Annotated in this window: 12 protein-coding genes; 7 read left to right on the top strand and 5 right to left on the bottom strand. The window is 38.3% G+C overall.

All coding sequences use genetic code 11. The annotated features are described in order from the left end of the window. Positions 1-24 precede the first annotated feature (24 nt). Positions 25-3,834 carry a PAS domain-containing hybrid sensor histidine kinase/response regulator gene (locus H5088_RS03405; protein WP_182752197.1) on the top strand — a complete coding sequence of 1,270 codons (3,810 nt, stop codon included), beginning with the start codon at positions 25-27 and terminating at the stop codon, positions 3,832-3,834. Beyond that, positions 3,818-4,717 carry a diguanylate cyclase gene (locus H5088_RS03400; RefSeq protein WP_024605076.1) on the top strand — a complete coding sequence of 300 codons (900 nt, stop codon included), beginning with the start codon at positions 3,818-3,820 and terminating at the stop codon, positions 4,715-4,717. The genes H5088_RS03405 and H5088_RS03400 overlap by 17 nt, the downstream gene beginning before the upstream one ends. Positions 4,718-4,785: 68 nt before the next feature. Here H5088_RS03400 and H5088_RS03395 read toward each other — a convergent pair whose 3' ends face one another. Beyond that, on the bottom strand, positions 4,786-5,166 hold the full coding sequence (locus tag H5088_RS03395; RefSeq protein ID WP_024596200.1) for a DUF3192 domain-containing protein: 381 nt from the start codon (positions 5,164-5,166) through the stop codon (positions 4,786-4,788). Between the two features lie 185 nt (positions 5,167-5,351). Further along, on the bottom strand, positions 5,352-6,296 hold the full coding sequence (locus H5088_RS03390; RefSeq protein ID WP_182675692.1) for a D-2-hydroxyacid dehydrogenase: 945 nt from the start codon (positions 6,294-6,296) through the stop codon (positions 5,352-5,354). A 389-nt stretch (positions 6,297-6,685) separates the two neighbouring features. On the opposite strand from H5088_RS03390, the gene H5088_RS03385 reads away from it, so the two are divergent. Then, complete coding sequence (locus tag H5088_RS03385) at positions 6,686-7,819, top strand: 1-acyl-sn-glycerol-3-phosphate acyltransferase (RefSeq protein WP_154903727.1); 1,134 nt, start codon at positions 6,686-6,688, stop codon at positions 7,817-7,819. 105 nt (positions 7,820-7,924) lie between these two features. Further along, positions 7,925-8,170 (top strand): DUF1289 domain-containing protein, encoded by a 246-nt coding sequence (locus H5088_RS03380; protein ID WP_182196853.1) that lies wholly within the window; start codon positions 7,925-7,927, stop codon positions 8,168-8,170. Here H5088_RS03380 and H5088_RS03375 read toward each other — a convergent pair. Then, positions 8,167-8,865: an ABC transporter substrate-binding protein gene (locus H5088_RS03375; protein WP_182196852.1), complete on the bottom strand. Its 699-nt coding sequence runs from the start codon at positions 8,863-8,865 to the stop codon at positions 8,167-8,169. The two genes, H5088_RS03380 and H5088_RS03375, sit on opposite strands and share 4 nt — an antisense overlap. A gap of 119 nt (positions 8,866-8,984) precedes the next feature. On the opposite strand from H5088_RS03375, the gene H5088_RS03370 reads away from it, so the two are divergent. Genes H5088_RS03370 through H5088_RS03360 form a run of 3 tightly spaced genes read left to right on the top strand, consistent with a single transcriptional unit; the run spans position 8,985 to position 14,132 of the window. Next, complete coding sequence (locus H5088_RS03370; RefSeq protein ID WP_024596204.1) at positions 8,985-9,188, top strand: DUF3283 family protein; 204 nt, start codon at positions 8,985-8,987, stop codon at positions 9,186-9,188. Between the two features lie 14 nt (positions 9,189-9,202). Then, positions 9,203-9,604, top strand: a complete 402-nt coding sequence (locus H5088_RS03365) for a GNAT family N-acetyltransferase (protein ID WP_024596205.1) — start codon at positions 9,203-9,205, stop codon at positions 9,602-9,604. Positions 9,605-9,629: 25 nt separating this feature from the next. Continuing rightward, the gene (locus H5088_RS03360; RefSeq protein WP_182752196.1) at positions 9,630-14,132 is read left to right on the top strand and encodes an EAL domain-containing protein; all 4,503 of its coding nucleotides are present in this window, start codon (positions 9,630-9,632) and stop codon (positions 14,130-14,132) included. 16 nt (positions 14,133-14,148) lie between these two features. Here H5088_RS03360 and H5088_RS03355 read toward each other — a convergent pair whose 3' ends face one another. Together H5088_RS03355 and H5088_RS03350 are read right to left on the bottom strand one after the other, a co-directional pair. Beyond that, positions 14,149-15,102 carry an ion transporter gene (locus tag H5088_RS03355; RefSeq protein WP_182752195.1) on the bottom strand — a complete coding sequence of 318 codons (954 nt, stop codon included), beginning with the start codon at positions 15,100-15,102 and terminating at the stop codon, positions 14,149-14,151. Further along, positions 15,102-17,771, bottom strand: coding sequence for a bifunctional acetate--CoA ligase family protein/GNAT family N-acetyltransferase (locus tag H5088_RS03350; protein WP_182752194.1), 2,670 nt, complete (start codon positions 17,769-17,771; stop codon positions 15,102-15,104). The genes H5088_RS03355 and H5088_RS03350 overlap by 1 nt, the downstream gene beginning before the upstream one ends. Positions 17,772-17,794: the final 23 nt, after the last annotated feature.

Here is a 17,794-nt window from a genome sequence, read left to right as displayed (position 1 = left end):
TCTATCGATTGATTTTCGAGCCAAATGGCAGGCAGTACATTGAATTTTTTACCTCTGAAGCATTATTATCGTTCATTATTTATTGCGCTGTTAGTGCCATTGATTGTCGCTTTTTTACTGTGCTTGCACTTATATAATATAAAGCTTGAGCGGACGGTTGAAAAACGCCAAGCTGATTTTACAAATGTTTCAGCACAGGTTACTCACGGGATGGACTCGGTGAGTAATCTACTTACCACCATGTTTAACTTATACGAGCAAGCGACTTATCCCAAAATAAATCAAGATTTGCTCGAAGGCATAAATCAATATGATGGTTACTATTATCGTCATTTTATTGATCAAAGTACTGAAATAGTGGGTAAAGGTGAGTTTGCGTTATCTGCTAAGGCATTAATACAGTGGCAGCAGGCTATTACATTAGGGCCTTCGTTTAATACAACGCTTGCGTTAATGCAGTCGTTATCTGCTGTAGCGTATGTTGATGATAATGGTTTTGCTTATGTAAGCAGGCACAACAAAAGCCAAAGTTTTATGCTTACTGAAATTTTAAATGGAAAATTTAAGCCAAAATTTGCGCAAAACAAACTTACTTCAAGTCCTATTGTTAAAGTGAATGACAATTCGTATTTTGCTATTGGTCGACAACGAAGCACAGGCTCAGCCGATTACATTATTTTAATTTATGATGTTCAAGCAATTTCTGGATGGTTAAAAAAGGTGTCACCGAACAGTGGTGAATACGTTTTTATGAACCAATCGCATCAAATTATCGCCAGCTCTAAACAGATAATAGAGCAAGCGACTGCGTTAAAAAATTATTGGCCAGACTTGGCCGATCATCAGAGTCAAAAAACAGTATTAACTAGTGATAGTAATTACTTTATGCAGCCTATGGATGCGTTACCTATTCACGCAGCATTTTACGAGCACAAACCCCAATTAATGAGCTCAATTAAGTATGAGATATTACTAGAGTTTACTTTTTTAACGCTATTTTTAAGTATTATGTTTGGCGTGTTTTTTTGGTTAAGTCAGCGCATTTTTATAAAGCCGATGACTCACTTAATGTCATACCTTGAGAGTAACGGGACACAACAAGAAGAGCAGCTAAATTACAAAGTACCACTGAGCTGGCAACCTTGGTTTTCTAAAGTGAAGCGTGTATTTACTAAAAACAAACAGTTAGTTGATTCATTACAAAGTGCAAATAAAGCTCTGGACGACCAAGTTCAGCTGCAATCAGAAAAACTAAGCCGCAGTTACGAAGCGAAAGAGCGCCACTTAGCTTTACTCAACACTATGCTAAACAGTGTGCCAGACCTTATTTACTTTAAAAATATTGATGGATCATTCTTAGGATGCAATAAAGCATTTGAGGCATATATCGGTAAAGATCAAACTGCATTAGTTGGTAAATATGTAGATGATTTAGGTGATAACGATCAGCAAATAAATGCGCTTGAAAAACAAGTATTACAAAACAGAAATAGTGTTGAACAGCGAATAGAAACCGATACAAAATCGTATCAACTTACTATTGCACCTTTTTATAACGAGCACCAACACCTGTTAGGAACCATGGGCATTGGTCGCGATATTACCGAGCAGCAACAAACATTATTGGCCTTAAAATCATCTGAATCTAAATTTAGAAGTGCAATTGAATTTGCGGCTAACTGCGTGGTTTTACTCTCGCTTGAACACACCATATTGCAAGTAAATAAAGCAGCAAGAAAGCAGTTTTCTGATCAGCCAGTACTCGTTGGGGAGCAGTTGAAAGCATTATTTGATGACTCACAATGGAAGCAAATAAAAAGCACTTTAGCGCAATTGCTAGATGACAAAAAACGCGTATACCATTTAACGCTTGCTCAAGGGGGCTTAACAAGCTGGTTGCAACTAAGTGTATCGCTTGTCTGGGATGAAAACCGCGATCCAGCTTATTATGTTATACACATTCAGGATGTGAGTGCATTAACTAAATCAAAACTAGATGCCGAACGAGCAACCCTAGCTAAAAGCCGCTTTATAGCCAATTTAAGCCATGAAATACGTACCCCTTTGAACGCTGTTTTAGGGTTGCTTGACATGTTAATTGAGCAAGGCTTAACGCAAAAGCAATTACAACAAACAGATCAAGCTAAGCATGCAGCACAAAGCTTGTTATTAATGCTTAATAGAATGCTTGATTTTGCACGTATTGAAGGTTCGCAAACCGATTTAAAACAAGCGTCTTTTAGCATGGTTGAGCTGGTGGATATTTGTGAAAGCTTAACGGCTCCATTGTGCGAAGGAAAAGGTATTGAATTTGTTATTGATATTGACCCGCTAATAGCACCTGATTTGATATGCGACAGTATACGTTTGCAGCAAATATTAGGTAACTTATTAACTAATGCCGTTAAGTTTACAAAAACAGGTTCCATTACTTTAAAAATGGAACTTATTGAAAGCGATAGCCTAGAGCAACAGCATATTTGCTTTAAAGTAATCGATACTGGCATGGGTATAGATGAAGCTGATCAAAGTCGCTTATTCGATGCTTTTACTCAAGGTGATGAATCTTCAACCCGAATACACCAAGGGGTTGGGCTAGGTTTAGCTATTGTTAAACATGCAGTATCGTTAATGGGTGGGGAGATTGCTTTAAAGAGTAAAAAAGGCCACGGCAGCGAATTTTATTTCAGTATTAGCTTTTTAGTTGATACCACTAAAAACACAGTGTTACCGACTAATACATTGGCTATTTTATCTGATCAAAGTAAAGAGCTTAAGCAGGTGACAAATGCATATAACGAACTTGCTAATATTAATTTAGATGAGGTACTAAAATACCCAATTAAGCTCTCTAATACTCAAAAAATAATAATTGATGCAGCTGACTTACCTGCACTTTTAAATGTTGAAGCGATTAATGATTCGTTATCAGCTAAAGAAACATCGGTAATTATTATTAATCATCAGCACACACTTAATTTACCGACAAGCGAGCACTTAGCTGCGCATCACGTTAAAGCATCGGCATTAGGGCAAAGGCTATTTAGTTTGAACTCTCAGCAAAAGCCTATAGTTAATACAAGTGCCGCAGTACACAGTGCAACTGAAAGTAAAGCTGATATATCGGGTCTACTTGTATTAGCAATTGATGATAATCAGCTTAACTTAGAAATAATTAGCAGTGTCCTGCGCCAAGCAAACGTAAATGTTGTCACGGCTTTAAGCGCATCAATTGGTATGGAATTATTGCAAGTTTTAAAGCCTGACTTAATATTGATGGATGTGCAAATGCCGAAAATCGATGGCTGTCAAGCAACCGCTTTGATTCGTCAACAGTTTGACGCAAAGCAACTGCCTATTTTTGCTTTAACGGCTCATTGCGAGCCTGCTGATGTAGAGCGTTCTTTAAAGTGCGGCATGAATAAACATTTAACTAAACCGGTTGTTGCTAAAGTACTTATTGATGCAATTGCTGATTTAAACTTAGTTAAACCAAGCTTTTTTGAAAAATCATTTGCATTAACGCAGTTTAGTATGGATAAAAAACTACTTAATACGATGATTGATAAGTTTGCTAGCTTGTGTGAAACCCAGCTATCGCAACTAGAAGAAACAACCAATAAGGATGATTTGGTACGTTTAGTGCATAGTATCAAGGGTGTAGCAGGTAATTTAGGTTTTAGACGATTATCACATTGTGCTTTATTGTGTGAAAGAACGCTTAAAACAACTAATAAGCCTATTGAGATTACACTACAAGAGCTTATCATACAGCTAGAACAGGTAATTGTTTTTATAAAAGGGCTAGGGGTTAGGGATGTCGAAAAGAGCTAAAGTACTTATTGTGGATGATGATCCAATCAATAGATTAGTACTTGAAAAAACACTTAAAGCAGAACACGACGTGTTCTTAGTTGAAAGTGGCGAAAAAGCACTGACCTTTGTAAAAACAGCGCAAGTTGATTTAATAATCCTTGATGTAATTATGCCTGGAATTGACGGCTATCAAGTACTTGTGGAGCTTAAAGAAAACCCAATAACTCAGTCTATTCCTATTATATTTATATCAGCCAATCGTAGCCATGATGATGAAGCAAAGGGCTTAGAGCTCGGTGCAATGGACTACATAACCAAGCCATTTAGTCCTTCTATTGTTCGCGTTAGAGTGCGCAACCAACTCCTCATAAAGCAAAAAAATGATTTGCTAGAAATGCTAGCTTCGATAGATGGCTTAACTGAAATACCAAATAGACGCTACCTTGATGAAAACTTATCTCGAGAATGGCGCCGCAGCAAGCGAAGTGGAACACCGCTATCGGTGTTACTTATGGATATAGACCACTTTAAACGTTACAACGATTGCTACGGACACCGTGCTGGCGATGAGTGTTTAAAGAATGTTGCGCAAGCACTTGCAGCTCAATGTGAACGTGGCAGTGACTTTATTGCTCGTTATGGCGGAGAAGAATTTGCTGCTGTGCTACCAGGAATTGATAAGCATGAGGCAATGGAGTTTGCTAATAAATTACGCAATGCTGTAAATGCTTTGAATATAGAACATAAAGCTTCATTAAATGCAGACCACATCACTATAAGTATAGGTATTGCCACTACACAAAGTGGTAAAGTGTATGCTGAGCAAGCATTGTTAGAAGAGGCCGATTTAGGCTTATATGCCGCTAAAGATGCAGGGCGAGATAGAATAGTCGCACGCTAAAAACTTAATATACAAAAAACGCCAATATTCATATATTGGCGTTTTTGTATCGAACTACTTTTTATTGGTTACTGCGTGATCATACCTAAAGCGGTGTCACCAATGCCCACCAACTTATCATTTTTAAATACAAGTGGCGTACATTCATCTTTTGTTGTTTTTGAATCTGAATGCTTGCTATGCGTTACATAAAAAAGTACTTGGTATACATCGTCATCTTTTTTTAATAGCTCAGTGAAATTAGGCGTTTTTAATTGCGTTAAAACAGACTGGTAGCTGCTATCCATTTTTAGCTCCGATATAACTTCACGATTATTTTTATGCTGTGCTTGCCAGCTTGATGAGTTTTTCCCTGCCCAATGAGTCTCAGCTTCGCCATCTGACACGGCAATAACACAGCCTGTTAAAAATGGAGCGATTAAAGCGGCTGCTAAAAGTGATTTTTTCATTTTTATTTACCTTAATAAGATTTTTAATTGGTTATTAACTGTATTAAAGCAAAGAGTAGACCATATTGATAAGTTGTTATGAATCAGTTTGTTAAGTGAGTTAAGCTGTTTTTATCTAATAAAATATTAAATATATTAGTAAAAACAGCCATTTTTTAGCTTATTTGATTACTACAATAAAATGATTAAACCAAGCGGTTGCGTGATTCACCTTTAGTAAATGCCGCAATATTTAAACTTACTTCATTAATTAAACGCACAATAGATTCAGTACTTGCCCATGCAATATGTGGAGTAAGTAATAAGTTATTGCCTGTGTAATTAGCAAGTGGATTTGAAGCTTCAGCAGGTTCTTTAGTTAGTACATCAACACCCGCTCCAGCAATTAGGTTTTGCTTAAGCGCTGTTGCTAAGTCGGCTTCGTTAATAATACCGCCACGTGCTGTATTAATAATTATAGCGCTTGGCTTCATCATTTTAAGCTCATTAAGTGCGATTAAATCACGTGTTTCATCTGTAAGCGGGCAGTGTACGCTGATTATATCGGCTGTTTTAATGACGTCTTCAAAAGGCGTACGACCATCGCGACATTTAACCCCTTTACGCTCTGCAACAATAACATTAGCGCCAAATGCCTCAGCCACTTTAGCAACGCCTTTGCCTAGCGTACCGCCGCCTATAATGGCAAATGTTTTACCTTGCAAGTCGTTAAAGCTGTAATCGAGTATGCAAAACATTTCACTTTTTTGCCATGCGCCTTGCTGGCAATCTGCCTGATAGCGGTGGGTGTTACCCAGTAAGTTAGTAATTAAAGAAAATGTATGTTGAACAACTGAAGGGGTTGAGTAGCCAGCTACATTAGTTACGGCAATACCAAATTCTTTAGCGGCTTCTAAATCAACATTATTAGTACCGGTTGCACTTACGCAAATTAATTTCAGCTGTGTTAGCTGACTAATTGTATCGCGATTCAAAACTGCTTTATTAGTGATTAATACATCAGCGCCTTGGCAATGCTCAATAACTTGCTCTGGGCTGGTAAGTTCATAAGTCGTTAATTTACCAAGTTGTTCTATACACGAAAGAGATGTTTTAGCTAACGTTGCGTTATCAAGAATAGTAATGTTCATTATGAGCCCTAAAATAAGTGGATCTGAAAGAGTTAAAATCGTAAAAAAGAGGCTTACGATCCATCAAAAGTCTAAAATATGGGCTTAAGGTACTACGAAAGAAAGGCTTTGTTAATGCTATTACTACCAAATGATTAGAGGGCTATGTAGTAGTGGTCTGCCCACTAGCAGATTGAGAACATGGTATTTTGCTAGACTGATCAGTTTTTTTGCACTTATAAGCAAGCCTGTGGTCATAGAAGGTAATTAAACTCGGCTTTAAAGCAAGTTGCTAAAATAAAAAATCGTTTTTTTGGTTATTTCGCATTTTAGATTGGCTGAGTTATAATCGGATATAGACATAAACGGTGCGCTTTAGCGTGCCGTTTTTTAACATTGTAGATGTAGTAATGAGTGAATTAGAAGATAAATACGCAGATATACGCCCATACAACGACGACGAAGTTGCGGCGTCGCTTACACGTTTGATTAACGATGATGCGTTTATTGATGTAATAGCAAAGTATAATTTACCGCGCTTTTTATCGGCAGTGCCTTTTATTGCACGTCCAATGGTAAGAAGTCAGTTACGCAAAAAATGGGGCAAAGTAAGCACCGTTGAAGATGTGCAAAATGAAGTGGCGCAATACTTAGATAAACTAGTGAAGCGCACCACATCAAAAGTTACCTTTTCTGGGCTAGATCAGTTAGACGCTAATCAGGCCTATTTATTTATTTCAAACCACAGAGACATAGTGCTTGATCCTGCATTAGTTAATTGGGGTTTATATCAGCATAAAATGAAAACAGTGCGTATTGCTATTGGCGATAATTTATTGCAAATACCTTACATTACTGAGCTTATGCGTTTAAATAAAAGTTTCATTGTTAAGCGCTCTGCTAAAGCACCAAAAGAAATGTTAAAAGCATTAACCCAGTTATCGTCATATATCTATGACTCTTTAATCGGTGGAAATTCTATTTGGATTGCACAAAAAGAAGGGCGTGCAAAAGACGGTTTTGATCAAACAGATCCTGCCCTTTTAAAAATGTTGCAATTAAATGGACGTAAACAAAAGAAAGAATTTGGCGATTATATTAAAGAGTTAAAAATAGTGCCTGTTTCTATTTCTTATCAATATGAACCGTGTGCAATTGCTAAGGCTAAAGAGCTTTATCATAAACAGCATCATGGTGAATATATTAAGTCAGCGGGTGAAGATATTGCCAGTATTGTTGAAGGTTTTAGTTCAGCTAAAGGGCATGTGCATTTAGCATTTGGACAGCCAATCGAATCTAAATGTGATAGTGCTGAAGAGCTTGCTAAAACAATTGATAGGCAAATTGTAGATTCGTTTTATTTGCACCCAGGTAATTACATTGCTGGTGGCTGTAAAGAGGCGGTAATAGACTCTCCAGATACAGCGACGTTTGAACAGCGTTTAGCCTGTGTACCAGAAGAGTTAAAACCGTTAGTGCTGGCCATGTACGCTAAGCCATTTCACCGTAAAACAGAGATAAATACCAATAGCTGTGAGTATTAATAATCCCAGCTCAACAAAACTAAGCAGCAATTAAATTGCTGCTTTTTTTTTGCTCAAAAATAACGCTATACTAATACCTCCTCTTCAACTGGGCGGTACTTATGCATGCAACAAATTGAAATATTTGATATTCCAAGTCCTTGCAAAAGTATTTGCTTAGTTAACAACAGAGGGTATTGCAAAGGGTGTTATCGTAGTCGGGATGAGCGCTTTTCGTGGAATACCTTATCGAACGACCAAAAAAAGAAGGTGCTTAGTTTGTGCCAGCAGCGCTACAAGCGCTACCTTCAAAAAAAGCAGCAAAATGCAGTGCCAATCACGCAGGCGCAGCAGCAAGGGTTCGACTTTTAAAAGCTTAATCCATATTTGGCTCTTAGTGCGTACACAGTGCCATTGTTAGTTAGGTTAATTAATGACATTTTAAGCTTTTCTACTAAGTTTTCATTACGTTTATTTAAATAATGATAAAGCGGATAAGTACTCAATACTTCTTTTACAAAACAGCCTTGAGGTGACGGGAGCTCATTATTTTGCATTATAAAGTTAATCATCAAAGCTCCCTGTACTTTTTTCTGAGCAAGCAAATTAAGTTGGGTATTCATGCTTTTAACTTTAATAATATTCCCTGCAAACTGTGTGCTTGCTAAATAATGTTCTTGCACAGGGTAGCCATCAACAATTGCGACGCTATCGAGCTGTTCTAAACTGTTAGGTAAACAGTTTTTATATAATACTAAGTCAAACTTAAATAGCTCATAATCGACTCTAATTAAGTTTTCGTAATTTTCTTCAACGCTTGCATCTCTTCCTAACTGCCCATCAAGTACGCCATTATTTGCAGCGAGCAAAGCATTTTGGTGACTAAAATCGATTATATGTATTTTAAAACCGATATCTGCGTATGCTAACTTTAATAGCTCTAAGGCATAATCAGCTTGAGGTGTACTTTGCGGACGATTAAAAGTGAGGTTGTATTGATGACTAAAACAAGAGGCGCTAAAAAATAAATTTACCAATAATAACAAGATACTAAAATGTCTATTCATTATCAGTTCCAATTACTACAGAAATAAATAAAATAAGACGCGTATAATAACAAGGAGATTACCTCTTGCCCAGTTTAGAGGGGGAATCAAATAATCTTAAAAGCGAATGAGGAAGTATTGTGAGTTTTAATTTATGCCTATTACCACGTGAAGAAAAATATCAAATTCAGTTAGATTATGAAGCGTCTTTTTGGGCGTATCAAATTAAGCGTAATAAAAAAACGAGAGAGCAAGTTTACAACACAATCCACAGCCGCCCAGTGGCAGAGCAAATGGTTTTGAAACAAAAATTTGAACAGTATTTAGCGCTAATGCTTAGCTAAATATCGATATAAAAATGTATAAAGTTGAAGTGTTAAATGAACTAAAAACCCCACTTGTGAATAAATTCTACAAAAAGCACAGCGTAAGAGGGCGTGCTAATAAACAAGATAAGGTATGGGTTACTTACTATAATAATGAAATAGTGGCAGCATGTAGGTTACAAGATAAAACAGAGTTTTTATTTTTATCTACCATGTTTGTTGCGCTGGAACATCGCGGTAAAGGGATTGCAAAACAATTGCTTTCAACACTCTTAAAGTCGCAAAATAGAGAGATAAAGACCTTCGCATATGAAAACGTAGCTGATTTATATTGTGCTATTGGTTTTAACCAGGTGTTAACATATACTCTTGCTTTACAAGTACTTTTTGATACTTACAAACATCGAAATATAGTCGCTCTAGAGTACCCATAATAATAAATAATAATATGGAATAAGCATGAGTAAATGCGTTAATGGGATCATTAGTTGCTTTGTAGTTTTAATAACTATTCTAAGTTGCCAAGTAGGGGCACAAGTAAAACGCTTATCTCCAAGCGAAGGCTTATCGCAAAGCTACGTTAATACAATGCTTATAGACACTAACGGTTACCTTTGGCTTTCGACAGAGGCCGGGCTTAATCGTTATGATGGCTATCAAGTTATTCCAATAAACGGCCCTAATGGTGAGTTAGAAGAGGCGATCATCGATCGTATTTACCAAGACCCTCAAGGGCACATTTGGATAGCCTCTTTACTTGCAGGCCTATTTAGATACGACCCCGTAACAGATTCATATCAGCAATTTCTAGAAAAACCCACCAGTGAAGAAGAAATTATCAATCAGTCTGTTTTTAGTATGGTGGCTGTTGATAAAAAAACACTTTGGATTGGGCGAGGCCGCGACTTTGCAAAGCTTGATATCGCAACCGGAAAAATAACAACTATTTTTGAGCTGCCTGCTAAATATAAAAATACCCTTGTGAGAAAGCTGTTTGCCTACAATGGTTATATATTTATAGGTACAAGCCATGGTGCATACGTATTTGATATTGCCACCGAGCAAGTTAGACCTCTACAGCATTTAAAAGGTGAAGCTGAACATATTTACCAAAATAATGTGAAGTCTTTCGCATTAGGTGAAAATAAACAGTTGTTAGTAGGGGCGGTACAAGGCTTATACGAAGTTGATATTAGTAACTTATCAAAAATGTTTGAACGCCCAGATTTACCTTTTAAAAGTAAAGTATTACTAAGTGACTTAAATGTTTGGAGCATAGTAAACGAACACGGAACAATAGATTTAGCTACCGACAAAGGCTTGTTTAAATTTGATTTAAACACAAAAGAGCTGATTAAAAATACTCGAATAGCCAAAAGTAAGTACACACTTGCCGATACCAGTATTATTGATATGGCTAAAGATAAATCGGGTGGTACATGGGTTGCGACTAAGACTGATGGAGCGTTTTACTTATCTCACGACAGCTATCATTTTAATAATGTCGATGGCACTTTGCTCGGGGGGGATGGTTTATCACATCACTCTATCTGGGGGATTACCGAATATAAAGACAAGCTTTGGCTTGCAACGCATAACGGTATTACCGAGGTTGATTTAAAAACAAATATTGGTAAAGCTTATTTAAAAGACTACAAAGTCGACTTACTCACCACTGAGTTTACCGTATATGAAATAACGCCCTATAAAGATAATTTATGGCTTTATACAAACCGTGGTTTATTTATTTTTGACCCTGTAACGCATCAAGTTAGCGAACCAAAAGTGCATAACCCTGCTGATCAAGAGCTGATTACTGGTAGAGTGCATGGCGTTACACTCATGCCAAATGGCGATCTATACTTTGTGCACTCAGATCATGGGGTATTTATATACAATATAGATTCTCAAGTAATAACGCGTCTGGGTGGCCAGTTTGACCAGTTTGAACCCTTTTTAGCTCATGGCTTTTTACCCGCGTTGAGCAATAAGCCAGACTCGCCACTATTTTTTAATGCTGGAATTTTATATCAAGTAAACCCAAGTGATTTAGCACTTAAAATGATTTACAAAGTGCCAAAGCAGCACGAAAACGTAGCCATTAGCGTGCTTTCTTATTTAATTGATAACAACAATATATTGTGGATATCACTTTCTAATTTTGGCTTGATAGGCCTTGACGCATCTACTTATCAATTAGTACATACAATCGATTTAGAGAAGAATAAATTAGGCACATTGCTTTACGATATGGTGCTAGATGATGATGGCATGATCTGGATGAGTAGCCATAAAGGCATTTGGCGATTAAACCCAGAAACACTTCATTTTCAACAATTTTCTACGTCAGAAGGGCTACTCTCTGCTGAGTTTAATAGTAACGCCATGGCACAGCTCAAAGATGGCCATATTGCGTATGGTAGCTTAAAAGGTTTTACTTATTTTCACCCAATGGAAAACCAAAATTACCAATCACTTATTGATCACGTAAATATTACGCGAGTTGATTTAATGTCACGAGATCTATCGCTTGATTTAAAACAGCCGCTCAACGAGGTTGTGTTAAACCATGATGATATTGGGCTTGAAGTGGCATTTTCGGCCATGGCATTTAGTAATCAAGAACGCATCATTTATGAGTATCAACTCGATAACGGACAAAAAAGTTATACTCGAAATAACAACCGCGTATTGTTTCCAAAATTGAATCCAGGTAATTACCAATTAAAAGTTTGGGCTAAAGACCCCCTGACTGGCGAATATACCTCGCCCGCTATTTTAAAAATAAAAGTAAAGTATCCGCTTTGGCGTGCACCTTATTTTATGGTGCTTTACGCCATGCTGTTTATTGGTTTTGTTGCTATGTGGGTTATGCGCCGTAATAAAATTCAGCGTATTTTATTGGCAGCAAATAAAGAAAGTAAAGAAAGCGAAGCGCGTTTAAAATTAGCACTTGAAGGCAGCGAATCGGGTGTCTGGGATTGGGAGTCGAGCAACCCAAGCATTTACCAACCCCGCTTAGCGAGTGAGTTAAGCTACGAAAATGAAACCGTAAGCCTTGATGAATATTTATCTAAAATTCATCCGCAGGACAAACAGCTATTTCGCTTAGAGTGGCTTGAATTTTTATCTACCGATAAAGGCTACTTTAATTGTACCTACCGCCTGCGCCATGCAAAAGGCTATTGGCGCTGGTATAAGGACTTTGGAAAAGTAGTTGAGTGGGATGATAAAACTCCACAAAAAGTAGCGGGTACTTATACAAATATGACCCGTGAGATGGTGTTTGAAGAACACGCTTTACTATTTACGGCAGCATTTGAGCAAACACGTGATTGGGTGTTTATACTCGATAAAAACTTAAATATTCGGGCTTCTAATAAATCACTGCAAACCGCCTTTAACTTCTCCGCTGAGTCGTTATCTAGCCGGACTTTAAATTTAGGTATATCGCGCAGCAATCGTTTTGATTATTTACGCATTATGCAAAAGCTATCTGTTGGGGAGCATTTTTCGTGCGAAGACAGTGTGGTTTTAGCTAATGGTGAATCGCGTCATGTACTTGTGAAAATAAGTGCAGTGGCCGATAACGAGCAGCGCCTTAATAGTTATGTCATTATTTTAACCGATATAAACGCACAAAAATCAGCTGAAAACGAGCTGCACCTATTGGCCAACTACGATGCCTTAACTGGGCTGCCAAATCGTACATTATTTAATGACCGCGTTGAACACGCCCTTGAACAAGCAAAACTGCATGGATGCAAAGTGGCTTTGTTACATATCAATATTAAACGTTTTAAATACTTTAATGACTCATTAGGGCACGAAGCGGCTGATGAGCTAATTAAAGAAGTTGCTGAGCGCTTAAAGTGCTCTTTGCGACCATCGGATAGTGTTGCGCGATTTGGTGGCGATGAGTTTGTCGTGTTAGTAGAAGATATTCATCAGATAGAGCAAGTACTTATAATATGTACTAAGTTGATGGATTGCGTGAATCAAAATATTGCGATTAATGGTCAAGTTGTAAACGTTAATTTAAGTATTGGTGTGTCGATATCGCCAGATGACGCAGAGCAAGGCCCCGCACTTTTAAAAGCTGCGAGCATAGCGTTATATCATGCAAAAGACTCTTTAGAAGGGCGCTACCAGTTTTATAAGCAAGAGATGAACCAGCATGTTCAAAGAGCGCTGCATCTTGAATCTCAGCTTACTAGAGCGTATCGAGAAGAAGAGTTTTGTAATTACTATCAGCCTATTATTAATGCTAAGAGCCAAAAAACAGAAGGCTTTGAAGTGCTGCTGCGTTGGCCCGAAAATAAACTAGTACAAACTCAAGAGTTTTCGCTGGCTGCAGAGGGGATAGGCTTAATTACAAAAATTATGCTGCAGACCTTTGCGCGCGCTTTATTGGAGTTAAAAGAGTGGCGAAAAGCCTCATCTAACCTGTATTTATCTATTAACTTATCAGCACTAGATTTTGAGTTTAAAGAACTCGTACCTGAAATTAAAAAAGCGTTAAATAATTCAGGTGTATCATCTGAGGCAATTGTTTTTGAAATAACCGAATCAATATTAATGCGTGATTCAAAAGAAGCGCTGCACAGCATGGAACAACTTAAAAAGTTGGGTTGTAGATTGTACATGGATGATTTTGGTACAGGTTACGCATCACTTACTTATTTAAAGCGTTTTCCTATTGATGTATTAAAAATAGATAGAAGCTTTGTACAAGACATAGGCATAGATTCTGACGATGAAGCTATTATTCAATCAATACTCGCGCTTGCAGATAGTTTAGGTAAAGAATGTGTAGCTGAAGGCGTAGAAAGCTCGCACCAACTCGCCTTTTTAAAGGCGAGAGGGTGCAAGCATTTCCAAGGGTATCTATTTAGTAAACCGGTACCTAATACCGAAGTACTCGCGCTTATTAATCGCGATTGGAGTGATATATTTAATTAATCATAGCAGTACTTGTTTAAGGCCTTTTACCGCAGTGTCTGCAAAACAAATGGCTGTTATGCTCATTTAACTGCGTTTTAATGGCCTTATTAGCTTCTAGTTTACTCAAGCCTAACTTATGGCGTAGCTCTTCTAGGTGTACTTGTTGGGTATCATTAAGTGTGCCATCTTGAATTGACTCGTGCACTGCGTCTTCAAAAAACTGACGCCGTTTACGTATCTGTTCTGAAAAACTAGACGCCAGTAATCCGGTAGGAATAGCGACCATACCCATGCTCAGTAGTGTGATAACGCCACCGAAAAACTTACCCAATGGCGTTATAGGTACTACATCGCCATAACCAACGGTCGTTAGTGTTGCCATTGCCCACCACATAGCCGCAGGAATAGAGCCAAATTTATCGGGTTGTATATCGTGCTCAATTAAATAAATTCCGCATGAAGCTAAAATAAGCACAACGGCCATTATAAAAAAAGCAGCCATTAATGAACTACCTTCATCGTTAAAGGCTTTTAAAAGTAGCTGCATGGCGCGTGAGTAGCGAGTGAGTTTAAATACTCTTAATAATCTGAGTATGCGTAAAAAACGTAAATCGAGAGGAAATAAAAACATCATTAAGCTTGGCAAAATCGCTATTAAGTCGATTAACGCAAGTGGTGATAAAAAATACTTTAATCTGCGTTTACTGTTTGAGCCTTCCATTGCTTCATATTGTGTTTTATCTACACAGGCCCAAAGCCTGGCTAAGTATTCAATAGCAAAAATAGCGACCGATACAATTTCTAAAACTAAGAATTCGTAGTAATACTGCTCTGCCACACTTGGGATTGACTCAATAACAATGGCTACAACGTTAATAATTATTATGCTAATGAGCGCAATATCAAGAATATGCCCTGAACGTTGATATTGACCTGTACCTTCAAACAGGCAAGCCATTTTTTGGCGTAAAGTTTGCGGTTCATTCATTATTTAAGTTTAAGTACCATGTTAATACTGCCTTCTTCAAAGTCGCGACTAATTTTAAAACCTAGCTTACGGGCAAGTTCAATCATCCCTGTATTCTCTGGTAAGGTTATGCCTTCAATCGACTCTACACCTTGGCGTTTGCAGTGATTAATTGCAGCGCTCATTAGTATACGACCAAGCCCTAAGCCTTGGCAGTCTGAGCGTACTACAATAGCAAACTCAGCATGTAGGTTATCGGGGTCCATAATGACGCGAGACACACCCAGTGTACGGGTTTTACCTTCAAAGCGTTGGCACACAATAAACGCCATTTCACGGTCGTAATCAATTTGCGTCATTTTAGCGAGTTGATCGTGGTTAAACTGTGGAAGCTCGCCAAAAAAGCGTTTATATCTGTCTTCTTTGTTAAGTGACTCGTCAAATACTTTATGAGCTTGTTCATCTTCCGGTTTTATCGGTCTGAGCGTAGCTTGAGTGTTATTTTTAAGTGTTACCACTTCAACAAGTTCAATAGGGTAGGGACGAATAGATAAGCGCTTACGATTGCTCTGAGCTTGATAGCGGTTAAGTGTCATAGTGGCATCGAGCACTAAAAACTGCCCATTGCTGGCAAGTATAGGATTTAGTTCCATTGAGCTTATATCGGGTTGATCAATAACTAACTGAGAAATACGCGTTAGCAGTGCACATAAACGATACTTATCAACTTTTTCGGGGAGTATGCGCTCCTTTAATACGCCTTTGTCGTGCGCTGCAGCAATTAAATACTTTGCCAAGTTCATATTCAGTGGAGGCAGAGCAACGGCGGCTTGTGCATATTCAAGGCCAGTGCCTGCTTCACCTAATAATATAACTGGGCCAAAATTAGGCTCGGTTTTAATCGCAATTCGCAGCTCATTTGCCCCTGCTCGCGGCGCCATTTTTTGTAATGAAAACCCTTCAATAACAGCATCCGGATAAGTGTTTTTAATACGGATAAGCATTGCAAAAGCGGTTTGTTCAACCTCGTTGGCATCGTTTAAGTTAAGCACCACACCACCTACTTCAGACTTTGAAGCAATGCTTGGGCTAATAAGTTTTAACGCGACCGGAAAACCAAGTTCTATGGCTTGCTCTCTGGCTTCTGTTGGGGTGTAAGCCACCTCAGTTTGAATGCATGTAATACCATAGTGATTTAATACTTGGCTTGCCTGATGGGTAGGTAAGTAGCTTTGTCCGTCATCTAAAAACTCATTAATAAGCGCTTTAGCTGCTACTTTATTTATTTTTGCGTCATCTGTATTCGACTCAGGTGTTTGCGTTAAATGCTTTTGGTTACGGCGATACGTTACCAAGTGCATAAACGCGCCAACAGCGCCCTCTGGTGTTCTATAAGTTGGTATTGCGTTGTTTGAGCACACTTTTCTGGCGGCGTAAGATGCGTCTTCACCCATAAAATTAGTTATAACGTAAGGGCGCGCCATTTTAGGTAATGTTTGTAAGGTTTCTACAATAATGTTGGCGTAGTCTTCGCTGGGCGCAAGCGCTGAGGGAGTATGGATAATCAGTAAGTTTTTAACTTCTTTTGCGTGCAGTAAAATTTCTAATGCTTGCTTATAACGCGCAGGTGCTGAATCGCCAAAAATATCCACAGGGTTTGAGGTGGTTTCTGATTGCGGAATGACTTTATTTAGCGCATTTCGGGTTTCAATGCTTAGTTCTGCTAATTTACCGGAGCTTTGAATTAGCTCATCAACGGCCATAACACCTGGGCCGCCACCATTAGTTAAAATTGTCAGTTGCTCTACTTTTAATAATTTTGGATGCATGGCGAGTGTTTGTGTCGCTGCAAATAGCTCTCGTAAATCATTTACGCGCAGCATACCCGCTCGTTGAAATAACGCATCGTAAACAGCATCAGAGCTTTGCTTTCCGCCGGTGTGAATTTCGGCTGCAAGTGCGCCTGCACTTGTTTTACCTGTTTTAATTGCAATTACAGGTTTACTAAAGGCCGCAGCTCTTGCTGCTGATATAAAGCCACGAATATCTTCAATGTTATCTATGTAGAGTAAAATAGCTTTTGTTTTAGCATCACGACCTAAAAAGTCGAGTAGTTCATTAAAGTTAATATCAAGGCAGTCACCTACCGATACAAAATATGAAAAGCCAATTTCTTTGTTTTTAGCCCAATCTAAAATGGTTGAGCATACTGCTGCTGATTGCGATACAAATGCTATTTTACCTGGGCTTGCCACAGTATGTGAAAAGCTCGCATTTAACCCAATATGAGGGATCAGCAAGCCTAAACAGTTGGGTCCAAGCAAAGTAACTTGCTTGGCTTGAGCGCATGCTTTAAGCGCGCTTTTTTGCTCCCCAGACAGCCCATCGGCAATAACAATAGCGGTTTTACAGCCAAGCTCTCCAAGCTGCTCAATAATATCAATTAAGGTGTTTTTGTTAGTACAAATAACAGCAAGGTCGGGTACTTTTGGTAAGTCAGCAATAGAAGGGTAAGCAAGTACGCCATGTACTGCGCTATGGCTTGGAGTAACAGGCATTATCGGCCCTTTAAAGCCACCTTGAAGTAAGTTGCGCATAACCACAAAACCAGCCCGAGTTGATATGTTAGAGGCGCCAATAACGGCCACTGAGCTTGGGTTAAAAAATTGGGTTATACGCTTAAGGCTCATGGTTTTTCCTAGGTTGATTAAAT

The sequence above is a fragment of the Pseudoalteromonas sp. SR43-3 genome, from assembly GCF_014163875.1.
Taxonomy (GTDB): Bacteria; Pseudomonadota; Gammaproteobacteria; order Enterobacterales; family Alteromonadaceae; genus Pseudoalteromonas; species Pseudoalteromonas distincta.
This window is presented reverse-complemented; position numbering and strand designations above follow the sequence as displayed.

Bases quoted from the DNA above. Each gene is read 5' to 3' on its own strand.
- H5088_RS03350 (WP_182752194.1), bottom strand. From the start codon at position 17,771: ATGAGCCTTAAGCGTATAACCCAATTTTTTAACCCAAGCTCAGTGGCC.
- H5088_RS03360 (WP_182752196.1), top strand. From the start codon at position 9,630: ATGAGTAAATGCGTTAATGGGATCATTAGTTGCTTTGTAGTTTTAATA.
- H5088_RS03365 (WP_024596205.1), top strand. From the start codon at position 9,203: ATGTATAAAGTTGAAGTGTTAAATGAACTAAAAACCCCACTTGTGAAT.
- H5088_RS03400 (WP_024605076.1), top strand. From the start codon at position 3,818: ATGTCGAAAAGAGCTAAAGTACTTATTGTGGATGATGATCCAATCAAT.
- H5088_RS03375 (WP_182196852.1), bottom strand. From the start codon at position 8,865: ATGAATAGACATTTTAGTATCTTGTTATTATTGGTAAATTTATTTTTT.
- H5088_RS03380 (WP_182196853.1), top strand. From the start codon at position 7,925: ATGCAACAAATTGAAATATTTGATATTCCAAGTCCTTGCAAAAGTATT.
- H5088_RS03405 (WP_182752197.1), top strand. From the start codon at position 25: ATGGCAGGCAGTACATTGAATTTTTTACCTCTGAAGCATTATTATCGT.
- H5088_RS03355 (WP_182752195.1), bottom strand. From the start codon at position 15,102: ATGAATGAACCGCAAACTTTACGCCAAAAAATGGCTTGCCTGTTTGAA.
- H5088_RS03390 (WP_182675692.1), bottom strand. From the start codon at position 6,296: ATGAACATTACTATTCTTGATAACGCAACGTTAGCTAAAACATCTCTT.
- H5088_RS03395 (WP_024596200.1), bottom strand. From the start codon at position 5,166: ATGAAAAAATCACTTTTAGCAGCCGCTTTAATCGCTCCATTTTTAACA.
- H5088_RS03385 (WP_154903727.1), top strand. From the start codon at position 6,686: ATGAGTGAATTAGAAGATAAATACGCAGATATACGCCCATACAACGAC.